At 68.5% G+C, this 17180-nt stretch carries 16 protein-coding genes; 10 read left to right on the forward strand and 6 right to left on the reverse strand.

Annotated elements, in window-relative coordinates:
• Window positions 1-47: 47 nt before the first annotated feature.
• Window positions 48-1052, reverse strand: coding sequence for an isopenicillin N synthase family dioxygenase (locus QM568_RS02410; RefSeq protein WP_415135441.1), 1005 nt, complete (start codon window positions 1050-1052; stop codon window positions 48-50).
• Window positions 1053-1198: 146 nt separating this feature from the next.
• On the opposite strand from QM568_RS02410, the gene efeU reads away from it, so the two are divergent.
• The 3 genes from efeU to efeB are packed head-to-tail and all read left to right on the forward strand — an operon-like array spanning window position 1199 to window position 4726.
• Window positions 1199-2152 carry an iron uptake transporter permease EfeU gene (gene efeU, locus QM568_RS02415; protein WP_415135443.1) on the forward strand — a complete coding sequence of 318 codons (954 nt, stop codon included), beginning with the start codon at window positions 1199-1201 and terminating at the stop codon, window positions 2150-2152.
• Window positions 2149-3384, forward strand: coding sequence for an iron uptake system protein EfeO (efeO, locus tag QM568_RS02420; protein WP_415135445.1), 1236 nt, complete (start codon window positions 2149-2151; stop codon window positions 3382-3384). Before efeU ends, efeO begins: the two co-directional genes overlap by 4 nt.
• 40 nt (window positions 3385-3424) lie before the next feature.
• Window positions 3425-4726: an iron uptake transporter deferrochelatase/peroxidase subunit gene (efeB, locus tag QM568_RS02425; protein ID WP_415135505.1), complete on the forward strand. Its 1302-nt coding sequence runs from the start codon at window positions 3425-3427 to the stop codon at window positions 4724-4726.
• Between the two features lie 41 nt (window positions 4727-4767).
• Here the strand turns inward: efeB and QM568_RS02430 are convergent, their stop codons facing one another.
• From QM568_RS02430 to QM568_RS02440, 3 genes are read right to left on the reverse strand one after another with little or no spacing between them, the layout of a single operon-like run.
• Window positions 4768-5937 carry a DUF2207 family protein gene (locus tag QM568_RS02430; protein ID WP_415135447.1) on the reverse strand — a complete coding sequence of 390 codons (1170 nt, stop codon included), beginning with the start codon at window positions 5935-5937 and terminating at the stop codon, window positions 4768-4770.
• A 44-nt stretch (window positions 5938-5981) separates the two neighbouring features.
• Window positions 5982-6851: a serine hydrolase domain-containing protein gene (locus QM568_RS02435; RefSeq protein WP_415135449.1), complete on the reverse strand. Its 870-nt coding sequence runs from the start codon at window positions 6849-6851 to the stop codon at window positions 5982-5984.
• Window positions 6848-8005 (reverse strand): acyltransferase family protein, encoded by a 1158-nt coding sequence (locus QM568_RS02440; protein ID WP_415135451.1) that lies wholly within the window; start codon window positions 8003-8005, stop codon window positions 6848-6850. The genes QM568_RS02435 and QM568_RS02440 overlap by 4 nt, the downstream gene beginning before the upstream one ends.
• 111 nt (window positions 8006-8116) lie before the next feature.
• Between QM568_RS02440 and QM568_RS02445 the strand changes: the two genes are divergently transcribed.
• The 7 genes from QM568_RS02445 (at window position 8117) to QM568_RS02475 (ending at window position 16151) form a co-directional block, all read left to right on the forward strand.
• Window positions 8117-9328 carry an LLM class flavin-dependent oxidoreductase gene (locus tag QM568_RS02445; RefSeq protein WP_415135453.1) on the forward strand — a complete coding sequence of 404 codons (1212 nt, stop codon included), beginning with the start codon at window positions 8117-8119 and terminating at the stop codon, window positions 9326-9328.
• A gap of 324 nt (window positions 9329-9652) precedes the next feature.
• A complete protein-coding gene (locus QM568_RS02450; protein ID WP_415135455.1) occupies window positions 9653-10456 on the forward strand; it encodes an SGNH/GDSL hydrolase family protein in 804 nt (267 codons plus the stop codon).
• A 278-nt stretch (window positions 10457-10734) separates the two neighbouring features.
• Window positions 10735-13011 (forward strand): polyribonucleotide nucleotidyltransferase, encoded by a 2277-nt coding sequence (locus tag QM568_RS02455; protein ID WP_415135457.1) that lies wholly within the window; start codon window positions 10735-10737, stop codon window positions 13009-13011.
• Window positions 13012-13225: 214 nt separating this feature from the next.
• Complete coding sequence (locus QM568_RS02460) at window positions 13226-14254, forward strand: aldo/keto reductase (RefSeq protein WP_415135459.1); 1029 nt, start codon at window positions 13226-13228, stop codon at window positions 14252-14254.
• A gap of 77 nt (window positions 14255-14331) precedes the next feature.
• A complete protein-coding gene (locus tag QM568_RS02465) occupies window positions 14332-14934 on the forward strand; it encodes a histidine phosphatase family protein (RefSeq protein WP_415135461.1) in 603 nt (200 codons plus the stop codon).
• A gap of 42 nt (window positions 14935-14976) precedes the next feature.
• Window positions 14977-15717: a 4-hydroxy-tetrahydrodipicolinate reductase gene (gene dapB, locus QM568_RS02470; RefSeq protein WP_415135463.1), complete on the forward strand. Its 741-nt coding sequence runs from the start codon at window positions 14977-14979 to the stop codon at window positions 15715-15717.
• Complete coding sequence (locus QM568_RS02475; protein WP_415135465.1) at window positions 15714-16151, forward strand: hypothetical protein; 438 nt, start codon at window positions 15714-15716, stop codon at window positions 16149-16151. The genes dapB and QM568_RS02475 overlap by 4 nt, the downstream gene beginning before the upstream one ends.
• A 3-nt stretch (window positions 16152-16154) precedes the next feature.
• Here the strand turns inward: QM568_RS02475 and QM568_RS02480 are convergent, their stop codons facing one another.
• Together QM568_RS02480 and QM568_RS02485 are read right to left on the reverse strand one after the other, a co-directional pair.
• A complete protein-coding gene (locus QM568_RS02480; RefSeq protein ID WP_415135467.1) occupies window positions 16155-16580 on the reverse strand; it encodes an OsmC family protein in 426 nt (141 codons plus the stop codon).
• 83 nt (window positions 16581-16663) lie between these two features.
• A complete protein-coding gene (locus QM568_RS02485) occupies window positions 16664-17161 on the reverse strand; it encodes a DUF4395 domain-containing protein (RefSeq protein ID WP_415135469.1) in 498 nt (165 codons plus the stop codon).
• Window positions 17162-17180: the final 19 nt, after the last annotated feature.

A 17180-nucleotide genomic window follows, 5' to 3' on the forward strand; every position in this document is an offset into this window, starting at 1 on the left:
GAGAAGGCCTCCCCACGGTGTGGGGAGGCCTTCGTCATACCAGGGTGTCAGGCCGGTGCGGCCACGAGGTCCGGGTGGTGGATCGCCGCGACGTCGGGATGCGCGCGCAGGCGCGACTTCAACGCGTTCTCGCCGTAGAGCGCGTGGATCGGATTGCGCGGATCCTCGGTGACGCCGGTGGCCGCTGCTGCGAGCTCATCGGGGAGCTCGATGAGCGGCAGCCGCTTGTCGAGGGCGGGATTGAAGAAGAACGGGATCGAGATGCGCTCGTCTGGCGCCTTCGGCGAGACCACCCGATGGTTCGTCGCCTTGAGGTACCCGCCGGTGGCGTACTCGAGCAGCTCGCCGATGTTCACGACGAACGCTCCGGGGACCGGCGGGGCGTCCACCCAGGCGCCGTCTCGCTCGACCTGCAGGCCGCCCTTGCCCGGCTCGACCCAGAGCAGGGTGAGCACGCCGGAGTCCTTGTGCGCACCGACGCCCTGCTGCGGCTCGGGTTCGTGGGTCCCGGGGTAGCGGACGATCTTGATGAGCGTGGACGGCTCTCCGAAGTGCTCGTCGAAGTACGACTCCGCAGCGCCCAGCGCCTGCGCCCAGGCGCGCAGCAGCCTGCGGGCCACGTCCGCGAGGGTCGCGTGCCACTCGGCGACGACCTCGCGCAGCTCGGGCTGCGTGGCGGGCCACAGGTTCGGGCCGATCAGGCGGTTGAAGGCGGGGCCGCCGTCGACGGCCTCGCGCTCCGGTCCGATGTCGATCTGCTCTCTCCAGTCCACCTTGCCCTGGGTGCGCTCGCCGCCGATGCGCGTGTACCCGCGGAAGTGCGGGCTCTTGACGTTCTCGATCGCGAGCTTCTCCTCCTCCGGCAGCGCGAAGAAGTCCAGGGCGGCGCGGTGCAAACGTTCCTCGAGGTCGGGGGAGACCCCGGTGCCGGTCAGGTAGAAGAAGCCGACGTCGTGCGTCGCGGCGCGCAGGTCGTCGCGGAAGCGCGCGGCGGCCTCAGGGCCGGCATCCAGCTGGGACAGATCGAGGATCGGGAGCGAGAGTTCAGACATGAGGCGAGGTTAGGTCCGGCCGCAGCGTCGCGCGAGCAGTGTTGCGCAGCGTTACCGCGATGAGCTCGTTTCGACGGCGGTGCCGCTCGGGTGTAAAGTTGGTCAGGTAAGGCATCCCTTACTCAACCCGTTCGAAGGCGCTGTACGTGTTCGCTACCTTCCTGATCGGGCTCCGCGAGGGGCTCGAGGCCGCTCTCGTTATCGGCATCCTCGTCGCCTACCTTCGCCGGCTCGATCGCCAAGAGGCGCTGTCCCGGATGTGGGCGGGTGTCGGCCTCGCGATCGTACTTGCCCTCGGCATCGGAGCGGTGCTCACTTTCGGCGCCTACTCCTTGACCTTCGAGGCGCAAGAATTGATCGGCGGGCTCATGTCGCTGCTCGCGGTCGGAATGGTCACCGCGATGATCTTCTGGATGCAGAAGGCCAGTCGCACCATGAAAGCCACCCTCGAAGAGGGCATCGACCGCGCTCTCACCAGCGGCGGCGTCTGGGCACTCATCGCGATCGGTTTCGTGTCGGTAGCCCGCGAGGGCATCGAGACGACACTGCTGCTGTGGTCGATGGTGCAGTCCTTCGGCGATGCGCCCTCGGCGCTCATCGGTGCCCTACTCGGCCTGCTCTCGGCTGTCGTCATCGGATGGCTGCTGATGCGCGGGGTCGTGCGCCTCGATCTGCGCAGATTCTTCACCTGGACCAGTGGCTTCCTGGTGATCGTTGCCGCAGGCGTTCTCGCCTACGCGATCATGGACCTGCAAGAGGCCGGAGTCATCCCGGGTCCCTTCACCCCAGCTGCGCCGCTCGACGCGGTGACTGGTGCAGTGGCAACAGGCTGGAGCGGCTTCCCGTTCGGCTGGACGTTCGATGTGAGCACCGTTATTGCCCCCGGCGGCGGGTTGGCGGCCATCCTGCAGGCGACCGTCGGTTTCATGCCGCGGATGACCTGGATTCAGGTCGCCGCCTGGGCGCTGTATGTAGCGATCGTTGGGTACTTTTTCATCCGCGGTTTGCGTGCCCGCCGACCTGCCCGTCCCATTTCCAATGCAGGGCCCGATTCTCAGGGTGCTGCGACCGAGTCCCTCACACAGCAAGGAGCATCATGAACACCTTCCGCCGAACACTCGGCGCTCTGGCCGCGACCGGAGTCGCAGCGCTCGTCATGAGCGGTTGCGTTGCCAAGACCGACGATGCCGCAGCAGGGGCCTCATTCGAGGTCACCTCCACTGACACCGCGTGCACCGTCTCGGGCGCGACCGCCGCAAGCGGCACCCTGACCTTCGACGTGACGAACGACAGCAGCCAGATCAGCGAGTTCTACCTGCTCGCCGAAGACGGCCTGCGCATCGTCGGCGAGGTCGAGAACATCGCTCCTGCAGCATCGCGCACCCTCACCGTCGTTGCCCAGCCGGGTAGCTATTACACCCTGTGCAAGCCGGGCATGATCGGCGACGGCGTCGGCAAGTCCGAATTCACCGTCACCGGAGACCGCGTCGAGGTCACAGGTGAGGATGCCGAGCAGAAGCAGCAGGCCGTAGAACTCTACGCCGCGTTCGTCAAGGACCAGGTCGGACAGCTCGTCCCCGCCGTCGACACGTTCGTCACCGCATACGAAGCCGGCGACGACGAGGCTGCTCGCGAGCAGTTCCCCCAGGTGCGTGCGTTCTATGAGCGCATCGAGCCGGTGGCCGAAGCTCTCGGTGACCTGGACCCTCGTATCGACTACCGCGAGGTCGACGCGGTCGCTGAGGGGCTGGACTGGACCGGCTTCCACCGCATCGAGAAGGATCTCTGGGTCCCCGCCGAAGATGCGCTGAACGCCGATGGCGAGACGCCGGCCTGGCAGGACTGGGCGCCGTCAATACCAGAGGAGCGCGCCGGGTTCGGCGACCAGCTGATCGCCGATGTGCAGGAGCTCTACGACTACGTGCACTCCGACGATTTCACGAGCGCACTGGACGACCAAGGCATCGGCGGTATCTCGAACGGCGCAATCGCTCTGCTTGACGAGGTCGCCACCGGCAAGATCTCCGGCGAGGAGGACTGGTGGTCTGGAACCGACCTGTACGACTTCGCTGCCAACGTTGAGGGCTCCAAGATGGCGTTCTCGCTGGTGCAGGACTTCGCTGCGTCGAAGGGCGATGAGGGCGCGGCGCTGGTCGCGGAGATCGAAGACGGCTACGCAGCTCTGGAGGCTGCGCTTGCGAAGCACGGCTCGCTGGCCGATGGATTCGTGAACTATTCAGAGCTCACTGAGGACGACAAGCGTGAGTTCACTGATCTCATCAACGCTCTGGCAGAGCCGCTGTCGCAGCTCACCGGTACCGTCCTGGACTGAGCGCCGGAACAGGTACGATCCCGGAGTGAGCGAAAGCACGATGGATACCCCGTCCCCCGCATCGGATGACGATGCGGGGGACGGGTCCTCCGCATCGCAGGGGTTGAGTCGGCGAGGTCTTCTCGGACTCGCCCTGGGTGGAGGCGTTGTCGGGCTCGCTCTCGGTGGGGGAGCTGGTGTCGCTGGCGGTGTCGCGCTCGGTAGGGCGCAGGCGGCGGATGACGCGGCGAAGGTGTACGAGTTCTTCGGTGAACATCAGGCTGGAATCACGACGCCAGTTCAGGAGCATCTGCACTTCGCCTCCTTCGACATGATGCCGCGCACCGATCGCGAGGACCTGATCTCGCTGCTCCAGGACTGGTCCTATGCGGCGTCGCGCATCACCCAGGGACTCGAGGTGAGCGCGACCGGCGCCGTGGGCGGAGACGCCGATGAGCCGCCGGACGACACCGGCGAGGCGCAGGGGTTGCCGGCGTCGGGGCTCACGATCACGTTCGGGCTCGGGCCGAGCCTCTTCGAGGACGACGAGGAGGGCGACCGCTATGGCATCGCCGCGCTCCGCCCCGAGATCCTGCAGCGCCTCCCCGCCTTCCTCGGGGACGACCTCGACCCGGCGCAGTCGCACGGGGACCTCTGCATCCAGGCCTGCGCCGACGACCCGCAGGTGGCGGTGCACGCCGTGCGCAACCTCAGCCGCATCGCCTTCGGACGGGCGAAGCTGCGCTGGTCGCAGCTCGGCTTCGGCAAGACCTCGCGCACCACGACCGCGCAGGCGACGCCGCGCAACCTCTTCGGCTTCAAGGACGGCACGGCGAACATCCTCGCCGACGACGAGGACGCCCTCGCCGCGCAGGTCTGGGTGGGCGGCTCCGACGAGCCCGCCTGGATGGCGGGCGGCTCGTATCTCGTGGCGCGCAAGATCGCGATGCTCATCGAGACGTGGGACCGCGTCCGGCTCAGCGAGCAGGAGACGATCATCGGCCGCGAGAAGGGGTCCGGCGCACCGCTCTCGGGCGGTGACGAGTTCACCGAGCCGGTGTTCACCGGCTCCGACATCGACGCGAACTCGCACGTCCGCCTCGCCCATCCCGAGCAGAACGACGGCATCCGCATCCTCCGCCGTGGCTTCAACTATGTCGACGGCAACAACGAGCTCGGCCGGCTCGCCGCGGGGCTGTTCTTCCTGTCATACCAACGCGATCCCGCGCAATTCATCACCCTGCAGAGGCAGTTGTCCACCGATCTGATGAGCGAGTACATCACGCACGTCGGCTCCGGCATCTGGGCGATCCCTCCGGGGGCTGCGCCCGGCTCCTACGTGGGCGCAGGGCTGTTCGCCTAGCCCCGGTACGCGCTCACGGACCCGTCGGCGGCGCTCACGCATCAACCGCCACCGTCGCCACCGCCTCCACCATCACCGCCGCCGCCCCCGTCGCCGCTGCCGCCGCCATCCACGCCGTCGAACGTGGAGGTGATGTCTCCGAGCGTTCCCTCCAGCGAATCGAGCGACTCGAACCAGTCGCTGGAGTTCGTCCAGTCGGCATGGACGACCGATCTGTCCGACCCGCCGCTGGCGCCGATCCAGGCGGGGCGGGCGGACTCGCTGCGGTACCGCATCTCGCGCACGCGGGACCACTCCCGCTCCAGCTGGAAGAGGATCGCGTAGGGCAGGAGGTGTTCATCGGTCTCGATCACCGAGGCGGTTCCGTCTGGCCGGCGGCGCGCTCCGGTGTAGCTCTGCAGCATCCGCAGCCGCTCCTGTTCGGCGCTCCTGATGAACATCTCCACTCCGCGCAGATGCCGGCAGGCCTCATGACCGAGCGCTGTGCAGAACCGCCAGGGGATCGCCGCCAGGATCCACAGGACCAGGGCGATCCCCGCGACGATGGCCGGAAGCACCGCTTGCGTCGGCGCCTCCTGGAGCAGGAGGATCATAAGACCTCCGAAGGTCACTCCCACGATGATCAGGCCCACCTGGAGCAGAGAGGTGCCCATTCGCGCCCGGTCGAAGAGCCGTCTCACCGACGTGCGGACCTCGACCTGGTATCCCCGCCTGACAGCTTCCTCTTCGGCATGGCGGCGGGACCAGCGCAGGTGATTCGAGAGCCGCCACGATCCCTTCGCCACCCGCACGACCTCTCCGGGCTCGGGCGACCAGAACAGGCCGTCCACGACGTACTGATCCACCTCGTCCACAGCACGGCTGCGGTCCACAAGCCGGAGTGCGGGTTCTCTTCCGTCCTCCCACCTGCCTTTGCCTTCATGCCGCTTCTCGCCGTCTTCGATGCGGATCGCGCCGATGACCGCCAGATGCACCAGCTGCGCGGCGATGAGGTTGCGGCGGATGCCGAGGAGTGCGCCGGCCAGCAAAGGCGGCAGGTCCGCAGGCACCTCGTACTGTGGCACGACCGATCGATAGGGCCGACCGGCCCGCCATGACGCGATGCCTTGACGCAGCACCGGGGCCATGATGGCGAGTGCGATGACCAGTGCCGTCAGCGATACGAGCACCGCGATCATCGTCAACAGGTCATGCTGTTGCGTGCTGAGCATGCGCTCATGCTACAAAGACGGGCTGATCACTAACAGGCTTCCGGTCAGCTCGCGTCAGCGGCAGCGCGCACGGCGAAGGCGGCCATCGCGTCGGCGCCGAAGTGGTCGTCTGCCGCGATCGTGATCACGGCATCGGCGTGGAAGATCAGCAGCTGTCCGTACGCGCCGTGCAGCCGCCACGCGGGGCCGGGGCTGTCCCAGCCGGCCAGCGCGTACCGTTCGTAGCCCGGACTCGTCCCCGCGACCACCCAGTCCGAGTGCATCGCGTCGATCCAGCGGGCAGGGACCAGCTCCCGTCCGCCCCAGCGTCCGCGGTCGCGGATGAGCCGACCGATCCGCGCCATCTCCTCGGTGCGCAGCGCGAGTCCTCCGCCGGCGATGATCCTCCCGTTCGGGCAGCGCTCCCAGGGGGCGTCCTCGATGCCGAGAGGGCGCAGCAGCCGGTCCGCGATGAAGTCGCCGACGTCGCCGACCCTGGCGGCGAGGGCGGTCATCGCCGTGTAGGTGCTCGCGTTGGAGTACTGGAATGTGCGGCCGGATGCGGGGCGGCTCAGGAACTCGCGGGCGAGGTCGGGCCAGTCGGTCATCATCGTCTCCGACCACGGGAGGTCGATGCCGCTGGACATGCTGAGCAGGTGGCGCAGGGTGACCTGATCGGCGCCGTCGCCGGTGCGGAAGTCCGGAAGATAGCGTGTCACCGGCTCGTCGAAAGAGACCAGCCCCGCCTCGGCGGCGATGCCGGCGGCCAGCACGCACAGCCCCTTGGTGACGGAGTGCACGTCCTCGCGCACGTCGTCGGTCCAGCGATGCTCGGCCGTGTCGTCGCCGATGAGGACGTGCATCCCGTGCGCGCCGAAGCCGACGGCATCCGCCTCCTGGACGATCCGGTCGAGGAGGAGCTGGGCGCGCGTCATGCCCCCAGGCTATCCGCCGATCTCTCCCGCGGCCTGCGGGATCCGGTCGGGTCGCTGCGGTGGCCCTCGCGGGAGGCGAGCTGCGGGTCGATGAACAGTCGTGCGGGCCGGGGCTCCACGAGAGGGCGGAACACGCGCCGGACGGGCTTGGTGGCGAGGGCGAGGGCGATCAGCACGGATGACACGGTGACCAGCGGCAGCCAGAGCCAGGTGGGCTCCGCATCGCGCAGGATGCCGGTCTCGCGGAACGGGTACAGCACGAAGGAGTGCAGCAGGAACACGTACATCGTGTACTGGCCGAACGCTGTCCACCAGTACTGGCCTCGCGGAATGAGGGTGAAGAATGCCGCGCTCAGGATCACGGCACCGATCATCAGGGCCAGGCGGATGCCGCCAGCCCACCACTGTTCGCCGCCCAGTTCGGCGTAGGAGTCCTCGTAGAACAGCCAGTGCCGTAGATCGATCGACTTCCACAGGTCCAGCCAGTACCAGGCGGCAAGGCCGCTGCCCGCGAGGATCGAAGCAGCGAGGATGCGGCTCCACCACGGCCTGCGGGCGAGCAAGCCCAAGCGGTTCACGATGTCGTGCTCACGCAACCACCACCCCAGGGTGAAGAACGGCAGCAGCCCGAGGGTGCGTGAGAGCGAGAAGGTGCTGTCGACGTTGGGGAGGTAGCCGACGCCGATCGAGATCATGACGGTCCACAGCAGCGGCCAACGAAGCAGTGCCAGATAGGGGAGCACGAGGCGGAAGATGCCCAGGGCGAGCAGGAACCACAGCGTCCACGACGGCTTGGTGAGGTTCGGGTCGGCCTGGCCCTCGACGAGCCACTTCGTCAGCGTCCAGAGGAGTTCGAAGATGACGTAGGGCACGAGGATGTCGGTGATGATCCGCGCCATCTGCACCCTGGTCGGAGGGGAGGACTTCGAGAAGTAGCCCGAGATGATCGCGAAGGCCGGCATGTGGAAGGCGTACAGGGCGAGATAGAAGGCCAGCGCGATGTCGGAGTCGTAGATGAGGCGCTGGATGGCGTGGCCGAGGACCACGAGCACGATGCAGATGTAGCGGGCGTTGTCCCAGAACGGCACTCTCCGGCGCGGGCGGGGAATCGAGCCCGTGCGGGGGGCTGCGGCATCCGATCCTGCGCTGCTCATGCTCCGAGGCTACCCCGGGGAATAAAGTTGGTGCGGTCGCGTTGACTCAGATACATTCAAATGAATATAAACGGATGCCGAGGCGTCCGGTTCACGAGAGCACGGAGAATCATGAGCGAGCAGTCAGGCGCGCAGGCGTGCCAGTTCGGCATCATGTCGGTCAGCGACATCACCCGCGACCCCACCACCGGAGTCACCCCCAGCGAGCAGGAGCGCATCACGGCGACCCTGGCGATCGCCACGCACGCGGAGGAGGTCGGCCTCGACGTCTTCGCGATCGGAGAGCACCACAACCCGCCATTCTGGTCCTCCAGCCCCACGACGTTCCTCTCCGCCATCGCGGCGCAGACCGAGCGGCTTATCGTCTCCACCTCGACGACGCTCATCACCACCAACGACCCGGTGCGCATCGCCGAGGAGTACGCGCTGCTCCAGCACATCGCCGATGGCCGCGTCGACCTCATGCTCGGCCGCGGCAACACCGGTCCCGTGTACCCGTGGTTCGGCAAGGACATCCGTCAGGGGCTTGCGCTCGCGATCGAGAACTACGCCCTGCTGCGCAAACTGTGGGACCAGGACGTCGTCGACTGGGAGGGAGAGTTCCGCACTCCTCTGCAGGGCTTCACATCGACCCCGCGCCCCCTCGACGGCATCCCGCCGTTCGTGTGGCACGGCTCGATCCGCACCCCGGAGATCGCCGAGCAGGCCGCGTACTACGGCGACGGGTTCTTCGCGAACAACATCTTCTGGCCCAAGGAGCACTACCAGCGCCTGATCGAGCTGTACCGCCAGCGCTACGCGCACTACGGGCACGGCACCCCGGAGCAGGCGATTGTCGGCCTCGGCGGCCAGGTCTTCATGGCGGCGAAGTCGCAGGACGCGGTCGCGCAGTTCCGGCCGTACTTCGACAACGCCCCCGTCTACGGCCACGGCCCCAGCCTCGAGGACTTCAGCGAGCTGACGCCTTTGACGGTGGGGTCGCCGCAGCAGGTGATCGACCGCTACGCCGCCATGCGCGACCACTTCGGCGACTATCAGCGCCAGCTCTTCCTCATCGATCACGCGGGGCTGCCGCTGAAGACCGTGCTCGAGCAGCTCGACATCCTCGGTTCCGAGGTCGTCCCGGTGCTGCGCAAGGAGCTCGCGAAGGACCGCCCCGAGGCGGTGCCGGATGCCCCCACCCACGCCGCGCGCGTCAAGGCGGTGTACGGTGACGGCCCGACCCGTCAGGCGCGCCCCAGGGCGAACCGCGGGGACAACCTCACCGGCGATTCCCCCTACCAGGACACGCCTGAATCTGACCGGCGCTCCAGCATCCGGTGAACATCTGGTGACGACGACCGGTTCCGGCGATCAGGGCGGGCGGAGGACGGCATCCTGAGGGTGTGAGAGTCGCGATCGTGACAGAGTCCTTCCTCCCGTGGCCGCCTATCAGACCGACGTCGCCGCCTACACGCAGAGGTACTGCGTCGCCGCGACGACCGGATTCGCGCAGACGCACATCGCCCGGCTGCACCGCAGCGCGACCCTCACCCTCGCCCCTTCGGCCGAGTCGGCCCGTCAGCTGGCCGCACTGGGCTCATCGACCACTTCGCGCAGGCCCAGGAGCTCGCCATCGTCGACCGCAGCCTGCGCGCCCGGCGAAGCGTGCGGCCCGAGCTCCCGCTTCCGCCGGCGCAGGCGCCGTGGCGGCGGTACGTCGCGCTCGGCGACTCGCTCACCGAGGGGCTGTGCGATCCGGACCCGCGCGGTCAGCTGCGCGGCTGGGCCGACCGGCTCGCCCTCCTCCTCGCCGCACGCGCTGACCTGCACTACGCGAACCTCGCGATCCGCTCGAAGCGCGTCGCCGACGTGTGCGGCGACCAGCTGCGCCGGGCGCTCCAGCTGCGTCCCGATCTCGTCTCGATCCTCGTGGGTGCGAACGACCTCGTGAAGCCCCGCGTCGACATCCCCGCCCTTGCCAGGCAGGTGGAGGACGCGGTCGTGGCGCTCAGGGCGAGCGGGGCCGAGGTCGTGCTGGTGACCCCGTTCCTGCCTGGCAACCCCATCGCCGGCGTCTACGCGCGACGGTTCGCGGTCTTCGCCACGGCTCTGTCCGGCGGCGCCGCCCGCACGGGGGCGACGCTCATCGACACCGACATGCTCCCTGCGCTGCGCGAGCGGCCGAACTGGGGCGAGGATCTCGTACATCTCTCCAGCCGAGGGCACCGTCTTCTCGCCTACCGCGTCGGCGAGGGCCTCGGCGTCCCGCACGCCGAGGCCCTCGGCGCGCTCGATGCCGCACTGCACGAGAACGAGCCGATCGGGGCAGGCCTGTGGTGGCGCCGCCACGCCCTGCCGTGGGCATGGCGGCGGCTGCAGGGGCGCGTGGCCGGCGATGGGCGCGCCGCCAAGCACGACGACTACGTCTACCTCGGGCGTCCGAACGCCCGTCGCGCCGTGCCTGTGTAGCGGCGCAAGGGATTCTCGGCGCCCGCTGATAGGGTGGACGGGGTCGATCTGCATCGACCTCACAACTGCACATCGATTCATGGAGCGATCGGCGGAGAAGCTGGTCCCCTGTGGTGGGTTCCTCGGCGGCATCGTCGGGTGGCTTTCTACTGGTGGCCAGCGCAGGCGAGATACGCAGCATGTTGTATGCCCGTGCCCGAACCCCGTCGGCAGCTCCTTCATGAACACGCTCGCGCGTCATACGGACCCGCGAGCCTAAACAAAGAAGGAGAGACCTCTTGGAAGGTCCTGAAATCACCGCCACCGAGGCCGTTCTCGACAACGGCCGCTTCGGCACCCGCACCGTCCGCTTCGAGACCGGCCGCCTCGCGCAGCAGGCTCAGGGCGCCGTCGCCGCCTACCTGGACGGCGAGACGATGCTTCTCTCCGCCACCAGCGCGAGCAAAAGCCCGCGTGAAGGCTTCGACTTCTTCCCGCTGACCGTCGACGTCGAAGAGCGCTCATACGCTGCGGGCAAGATCCCCGGATCGTTCTTCCGTCGTGAAGGCCGTCCATCCACCGAGGCCATCCTCGTCTGCCGTTTGATCGACCGCCCTCTGCGTCCGTCGTTCGTCGATGGCTTGCGCAACGAGGTTCAGATCGTCATCACTGTGCTTTCGATCGCTCCTGGCGAGTTCTATGACGCGCTCGCGATCAACGCAGCATCCGCATCGACGCAGATCTCTGGCCTGCCGTTCTCAGGACCGATCGCGGGCGTGCGCCTGGCGTTCATCCCCGGCCATGGCGAGCACGCCGACCAGTGGGTCGCGTTCCCGAACGAAGAGCAGGTCGGGCAGGCCGTCTTCGACCTCGTCGTCGCCGGTCGTGTGGTGACCAAGAACGACGGCACCGAGGACGTCGCGATCATGATGGTGGAGGCTGAGGCGACTGAGGGCAGTTGGAACCTCATCAAGGCTGGCGCCACCAAGCCGAGCGAGGACATCGTGGCCCAGGGCCTCGAGGCCGCGAAGCCCTTCATCGCCCAGCTCGTCAAGGCTCAGGCCGAGCTCGCCGCCACCGCGTCGAAGGAGCCCGGCGTGTACCCGGTCTTCCTGCCCTACACGCAGGAGACCTACGACTTCGTCGTCGGCCGCTCCTACGACGAGCTCGTCGGTGTCTACCAGATCGCCGACAAGGTCGAGCGCCAGAACGCCGACGACGCGATCAAGGACCGCGTCAAGGGTGAGCTCGTCGCAGCGGTCGAGGCAGGCACCCTGCCCGAGTCCGCCCTGGGCGAGTTCTCCGCGGCGTACAAGTCGGTCACCAAGAAGATCGTCCGCGGCCGCATCCTCACCGAGGGTGCCCGCATCGACGGGCGGGGCCTGGCGGATATCCGTCCGCTCGACGCCGAGGTGCAGGTCATCCCGCGCGTGCACGGCTCCGCGATCTTCCAGCGCGGCGAGACCCAGATCCTGGGCGTCACCACGCTGAACATGCTCAAGATGGAGCAGCAGATCGACTCGCTGTCGCCCACGACGAGCAAGCGCTACATGCACCACTACAACTTCCCGCCCTACTCGACCGGTGAGACCGGCCGCGTCGGTTCGCCGAAGCGTCGCGAGATCGGGCACGGCTTCCTCGCCGAGCGCGCCCTCGTGCCTGTGCTGCCGAGCCGCGAGGAGTTCCCGTACGCGATCCGTCAGGTCTCCGAGGCCCTCGGATCCAACGGCTCGACCTCGATGGGCTCCGTCTGCGCCTCGACCCTGTCGCTGCTGAACGCGGGTGTGCCGCTGCGCGCACCCGTGGCCGGCATCGCGATGGGCCTCGTCTCCGACGAGGTCGACGGCGAGACCCGTTACGCGGCGCTCACCGACATCCTCGGCGCCGAGGACGCCCTCGGCGACATGGACTTCAAGGTCGCAGGAACGAGCGAGTTCGTCACGGCCATCCAGCTCGACACGAAGCTCGACGGCATCCCGTCGTCGGTGCTCGCAGGCGCGCTGACCCAGGCCCGCGACGCGCGTCTCACGATCCTGAACGTGCTGAACGCCGCGATCGACGCCCCCGACGAGATGGCGCCGACGGCGCCGCGCGTCATCAGCGTGCAGATCCCGGTCGACAAGATCGGCGAGCTGATCGGCCCGAAGGGCAAGACGATCAACGCGATCCAGGACGAGACCGGTGCGCAGATCTCCATCGAGGAGGACGGCACGGTCTACATCGGCGCGACCGACGGCCCGTCGGCCGAGGCCGCCAGGGCCCAGGTCAACGCGATCGCCAACCCCACCAACCCTGAGGTCGGCGAGCAGTTCCTCGGCACCGTCGTGAAGATCGCCACCTTCGGCGCCTTCGTGTCGCTGCTGCCGGGCAAGGACGGCCTGCTGCACGTCACCGAGGTCCGCAAGCTCGCCGGCGGCAAGCGCGTCGAGAACGTCGACGACGTCCTGTCGGTCGGTCAGAAGATCCTCGTGAAGATCACGAAGATCGACGACCGCGGCAAGCTCTCGCTCGAGCCAGTGCTCGACGACGCCGCAGCGCAGGACGCGGCGCCCGCCGAAGAGGCTGCGGCCGAGTAAGCACCGCTGACGCACGAAGAACCCGGGTCCGCCTCGCGCTGGCCCGGGTTCTTCGTATCCGATGTGATCAAACCGTTACGGGAAGTTCGTGTGCCGCTCCCCAGATCGACCGGAACGTTCACGCACGTCGCATACCCTGTCAGTACGCACCGGGGGGTGCAGACAGGCAGTGACGTAAGGACCGGAACGCAACGGTCGATGCGGGGGTGAGGGTATGCGGTTGTTCGGTTCAGGCGCAGCGGCGCCGATCGAGCGCGCGCAGCCGACCGGCATCGAGCATCCCTCCGCTCCCATCCCGATCGTCGGTCTCGGCGTCGGCGAGCGCATCAGGGTGGCGCTCGGCGAGACCGGGTTCGAAACCTTCCCGCTCATGCTGGGCGCTGCCGAGTTCGGCTGGAACGTCGACCTCGAGACCAGCCACGGCATCCTCGACCGGTACGTGGAGTTCGGCGGCAACGCTGTGCACACCGCCGACGGCTTCTCCGGTGGTCGGAGCGAGCACATCATCGGCCAGTGGCTGCGCTCGCGCGCGCTCCGCGAGCGGATGGTGCTCAGCGTCCGCGTCGGCGCGCACGCCGACAACCCCGGTCTCGGCTCGGTCAACCTCGTGCGCGCGGCGGAGGGCTCCCTCACCCGTCTCGGGATCGAACGCATCGACGTGCTGTACCTCGACGCGTCGCTCGACCAGACGACGAACCTCGAAGACACCCTCGCCACGGTCGAGTGGCTCGTCGAGGCGGGCAAGATCTCCCGCGTCGGGGCTTTCGGGTTCAGCCCGGAGCGCCTCGTCGAAGCGCGCATCCTCGCCTCGGCGGGCTACCCGCGCATCGAGGTGGTCGACGCGCCGTACAACCTCATCCGTCGGCATCCGTTCGAAGGCGATCTGCGCCTGGTCGCCGGCGCGCAGAACCTCGCGGTCACCCCTTCGCACGCGCTCGAGCACGGCTTCCTCTCCGGTCGCCACCGCAGCAAGGCGCTCGCGGCGCAGGGCGTACGCGGCGAGCAGCTGCGCAGCCACCTCAACCGGCGCGGCATCAAGATCCTGCGGGCGCTCGACCAGGTCGCCGGCGACCTCTCTGTGCCGGTCGCCGCCGTCTCGATCGCCTGGCTGCTCGCGCAGCGCACGGTCACGGCGCCGATCGTGAACGCCTTCGCCGCCGATCACGTCGACGAGCTCATGCAGGGCGCAGGCGTCACGCTCTCGCGTGCGCAGCTCGCCGACCTCACGCGAGCCGGGGCCTGACCGCGATGCCCGCCGTCGCAGACCTGGCATAGGGTGGACACGAGCCCGGCAGATGCTGGCGATGAAGCGAGCGAGTTGTGACGCACTACATTTATCTGGTCAGACACGGTGAACATCAGGATGCCGAGCACGGCCTCGCCGACGGTCCGCTCTCTCCGCGGGGGCAGCGCCAGGCAGAGCTGATCGCCGACCGGCTGTCCGGGCTCCCGCTCGACGCGGTCTGGCATTCGCCGCTGCTGCGGGCGAACGAGACCGCCCGCGCGATCGCGGCGAGACTGCCGTCGGTCGACCCCGAGCCGACGGCCCTGCTGTTCGACTGCGTCCCCACCGGCATGACGGAGGAGACCCCCGCGGTCTTCGAACCCTTCTTCGGAGCGGTCACCCAGGCCGAGATCGAGGCGGGGGCCGCGCAGATGGCTGATGCCGTGAACGAGTTCCTCGTGCGCAAGACCGGCGATGTGCACGAGGTGCTGATCACCCACAACGTCGTGATCTCGTGGTTCGTGCGCGAGGTCCTCGGCGCCCCGGAATGGCGCTGGATGACGCTCAACCAGGCGCACTGCGGACTCACCGTGATCGCGCAGAAGCAGGGTCGCCCGTGGACGCTCCTCACGCACAACGACACCGGGCACTTGCCGGTGGAGCTGCGCACCGGCGTGCCCGACACGATTCCGGTGTGACACGCGCCTGCGGCGCCTTCGCCCCTGAATAGACTGGGGGGCATGACCACGCGCATTGCTCTCGTCGGCGGTACCGGCAGGCTCGGCACGATCATCCGCACGGTAATCGATGAGCTCGACGGCTTCGAGGTGGTCCGGGTCCTCGACTCCTCGAGCGACCTCGCCGAGATCGAGGGAGCCGACCTCGTCGTCGACGCCTCGACGCCCCAGATCAGCATCGACGTGGTGCGGGCGGCGCTCGAGCGCGGCATCAACGTGCTCGTTGCCACCTCCGGCTGGTCCGAGGAGCGCATCTCGATGATCCGCCCGCTCGTCGACACGGCGCAGAGCGGGGCGGTGTTCATCCCGAACTTCTCGCTCGGCTCGGTCCTGGGCTCAGTCCTCGCCGCCGCGGCGGCGCCGTTCTTCGGCTCGGCGGAGATCGTCGAGGCCCATCACGAGGCGAAGATCGACTCGCCCAGCGGCACCGCGGTGCGAACCGCTGAGCTCATCGCCGCCGCGCGCGCCGAGCAGGGCCCGGTGAGCGCTCCGCATGTCGATCAGCGCGCCCGCGGCCAGCAGGTCGGCGGTGTGCCGATCCACTCGCTGCGCCGCCCCGGGGTCATCGCCAAGCAGGAGGTGATCCTGTCGGGGCCGGGGGAGTCGCTCACCTTCACCCACGACACGGTGGACCCGGCCAGCGCCTACGCGCCCGGCATCCGACTGGCGATCCCCTTCGCCGCCGAGGCGACCGGCGTCGTGGTGGGGCTGGAGAACATGATCGACATCGGCATCCGGTCATGACCTCGCGCCTCGGCGTCGGCGTCATGGCGGTCTGCCTCGCGCTCTACATCGTGGTGGTCGGCCAGCGCTCGGTTGTGATGCTCACCACCAAGGAGCCGGTCGCGATCGCCATCGGCATCGCCCTGCTGGTGATGCCCCTGGTCGGGGCCTGGGCGCTGTACCGGGAGCTGCGGTTCGGCGTCGCTGCGGACCGGCTCGGCCGGACGCTGGATGCTGAAGGCGGCATGCCGCAGGCGGAGAGCGAGCTCACGCCGTCGGGTCGGATCGCGCGGGACGACGCGGAGCCGATCGTGTCGAAGTACGCGGCACTGGTCGATGCCGCACCGACCGACTGGCGCGCCCACTACCGGCTCGGGGTGGTGCAGGATGCTGCGGGGCGGCGCAAGGACGCCCGTGCCAGCATCCGCGAGGCGATCCGCCTCGAGCGCGTCTGATGATCAGTCGAGCGTCGCTTCGAGGGTGATCTCGATACCGGCGAGCGCCTGGGACACGGGGCATCCGGTCTTGGCGCCGTCGGCGATCTCCTGGAACTTCTCGGGAGCGAGGCCGGGGACGACCGCGTTCACGTTGAGGTGACTGCCGGTGATCCCGGTGCCGGGCTTGAACGTCACCGAGGCGCTGGTGTTCACGCGCTCCGGGGGCGTGCCGTTCTCGGAGAGGGCGTGCGACAGGGCCATGCTGAAGCACGATGCGTGTGCGGCGGCGATCAGCTCCTCCGGCGTGGTCGTGGTGTCGCTGCCTTCGCTGCGCGCCTTCCAGTCGATCGGGAAGGAGCCCAGGTTCGACGACGCGAATGCGACGGTGCCCGATCCCTCGAGGAGCGATCCGGTCCAGGTGCTGTTGGCTTCGCTGGTGACGGGCATGGTTTCCTCCGGTTCTCGCGCTGCCACGGCGGCAGCGTCGCGTCGCAGTCAGCCTACCGAGAGCGCGCGCTCCGCGACAGCGATCACGCGGTGCCTGCGCGGCCGACGACGCCGACACGCTGCAGCAGCAGATACAGCTGGCAGCCGAGGCAGAAGGAGAAGGCGGCGTTGAGGAATGCGGCGAGGAACGCCGCCGCCGTGGCGATGGGCAGCGCCCACGGCACACCGACCAGATGCAGAAGCAGGCCGACGGCGACGACGAACAGCCCGACGCCCTGCGCGAAGCGCGGCGGACGCGGATCCTCGAGCTCGGTGGGCGGCGCCAGACGAGGGCGGATCGCACGGCGGAACAGCGCGCCCCATGGCGCGGTGGCGGGCGATGCCGCGCTCCAGAGGAACAACGCGGCAATCACGACAGTCAGCAGGAATCCGGGGTCGGCGATCCGCTGGGCGATCGTGGCGGATGCGGCGGTCGGTGCGACGCCGATCAGTGCGAGGAAGGTCGCCACGAGAAGCAGCGCAGCGGTGATGGTGGCGGCGAAGCGCGGGCCGCGCGGGTCGATTCCTGCGGGTGCGGACATGATGTTCTCCGGTCTGCGC

The sequence above is a fragment of the Microbacterium sp. genome, from assembly GCF_047607465.1.
GTDB lineage: Bacteria > Actinomycetota > Actinomycetes > Actinomycetales > Microbacteriaceae > Microbacterium.